Source organism: Nonomuraea sp. NPDC050691, assembly GCF_040654455.1.
GTDB lineage: Bacteria > Actinomycetota > Actinomycetes > Streptosporangiales > Streptosporangiaceae > Nonomuraea.
Genome location: NZ_JBFAIA010000355.1, coordinates 1 through 2,209, shown reverse-complemented (window position 1 = coordinate 2,209; position 2,209 = coordinate 1). Strand labels below are relative to the sequence as shown.

Genomic DNA, 2,209 nt, shown 5'->3' with positions numbered 1-2,209 from the left:
GCGCGGCCCTCCGGGGCGTCCGGGGGCGTCCTTGGGCGCGCGCCCACGGGGGTCACGCTCCTGCGCCGCTGCCCGGCCACGCGCGCTGCCCCGGTCCCGGGGGTCACGGTCTCGGGGGTCTCGGTCGCGGTCGCGGGGGTCTCGGTCGCGGGGGTCGCGGTCGCGGGGGTCGCGGTCGCGGTCGCGGTCGCGGGGGTCGCGGTCCTGTGAAGAGGCCCGGCGTGCTCCCTGGGCACCGTCCTGGCGCATGCGGCCGCGCCCGGCCGGTCCGTCGGCCTCGTCGCGTGCCCGGCCGCCGGAAGCGGGGGCCTCGCCGCGTGTGCGGCCGCGGGCGGGCGGCGGGTCGTCGTCCTGACGGCTACGGGTCACGCGTCCCCCGGGCTCCTGGCGGGAGCGGGCGCGCCGGCCGTCGCCGTCGTCCTGGCTGCGGGCACGGGCGGAGGGGGTCTCGTCGCGTCCGCGCACGGGCGGGAGGTCGTCGCGGTCCCGGGCGGCGCGCCTGGAGCGGGCGGAGCCGGCCAGCGGGTCCCAGCCCGACGTCTCGCCGTCGTCCTGGCCGGAGCGGCGCCCATCCGCGGAGTCGCGCTCCGCCCGGCCGCCCGGCCGGTCCTGGCCGCGGCGGGCGCTCATCCGGTCCTCGGCCGGGCGGCCACCTGACCGTCCGCGCGCACCGTCCTGCGAGCCGCGGCCGTGGGGCAGGTCCAGGGGGTCACCTTCCCAGTCCGGGCGTGTACGGCCCCGTGTGGGACCCTGTGGCTCGCCGTCGGGGTCACGGCGCAGGCGTCCCCGGGGAGCGGCGTCCCGCGCGTCGTCGTCACGGTCACGGCCCGCACGAGCACGCGGCGCGGCATCCCGCGCGTCGTCCGGATCACGGCCCGCGCGGCCGCGCGAGGCGGCGGCAGGCCGGTCATCGCGGTCGCGGCGTGCGCGGCCGGCCGGGAGATCTCGGAGGTCGTCGTCGTGGGCCCGGCGCAACCGGCCGCGGGGCGGCGTCCCCGGGGCGTCGTCCGGGTCGCGGCGCAGGCGGCCCCTGGGGGCGGCGTCGCGCGGGTCGTCGTCGCGGTCGCGGCGCGTCCGACCGCCCGGCGCGTCCTGAGGTGTGCGGGAGCGCGGCGTGTCCTGCGGTGTACGGGGGCGCGGCGGGTCCTGGGGCGCGCGGCCCCGGGGCGTGCGGCCGCGCGGCTGGTCGTCCGGGTCGTCGTCGGACGGGCCGCCGGAGGACAGATCGAAGGGCAGGTCGAACGGGTCGTGGCGCTTCCTCGGGTCGCGCCGGTCGTCGGACGACGGCCGGCCCGTCCCCTCCGTACGGGGCGAACCCGTCTGCCTGCCCGGCCTTCCGGGACCGCCGGGCGTACGACGGGCGGCGCCGGGCCCTCCTTGAGAGCCGGCGCCGCCCCCGCCACGGCCGGGCCCCTGGCCCCTGCCGCCTGTGTCCCTCACCGGGCCTGGCCCACCCGCTCGGCGTCGGCCCCGGTCCCGGCCGGGGAGCCGCCCTGCTCGGCCGTGGCACCGGACGTGCCGCCGGTGTGAGCCTCAGCGCCGGACGAGCCACCCGACGAGCCGCCGGTCGTGCCACCCGTCCGGGCCTCGCCGCCGGTCGTGCCGGTCTCCGCCGTGGTGGCGGAAGTGGTGTCCGACGTGGTGCCGGTCTTGGCGGTGCCGCCGGTGCCCGTGCCCGGCTTGGCCTCGCCGCCGGTCGTCGCGCCGCCCGTCGTCGTGCCGGTGGTGGCCGTGCCGGGCGTGGTGCCGTTCGTGGCCGGGGTGCCGGTCTCCGTGCCCGTGCCGGGCTTGGCGGCGCCCTTGCCTGTGTCGCCGACCGTGAGCGGGTTGATGCTGTTGTCGAGGTGGAGGCCCTGGTCCTCGGCTCTCCTGGCGATGACGGCGGCCTGGGTCTCCTCCTCGATCACCTGCTTGAGCCGGTCGTTGTGCTGGCGGGCGGCGGCGATCTCGCCGCGCAGCCGCGAGGCGGTGATCGAGTCCTGGGCGAGCACGGTGTTGAGCAGCAGCAGGCTGACCAGGCCGCCGCAGAGCAGCCCGACGACGAGCAGCACGAACGGCGCCCGCTGGCGGCGGCGCGCCGGGACGCCCCGGCCCGCGGGGCGGGCGGCGCGCTCGCTCCTGGTCCTGCGGGGGGCGGACTCGGCGGCCGGGCGCGGGCGCGGAATCGGGCGCGCGCCCGGCGACGGCTCCTGGCCGGGGGCCGTGCCGG

The 2,209-nt window shown here is 80.7% G+C and carries 1 protein-coding gene and 1 pseudogene; both read right to left on the bottom strand.

What is annotated here, in order from left to right; all coding sequences use genetic code 11:
• Positions 1 to 1,440: pseudogene (locus AB0H81_RS44660) on the bottom strand (hypothetical protein); the annotation flags it as partial.
• A partial coding sequence (locus AB0H81_RS44655; protein ID WP_358388572.1) for a hypothetical protein occupies positions 1,437 to 2,209 on the bottom strand: 773 nt, incomplete at its 5' end. The gene AB0H81_RS44655 and the pseudogene AB0H81_RS44660, both read right to left, overlap by 4 nt.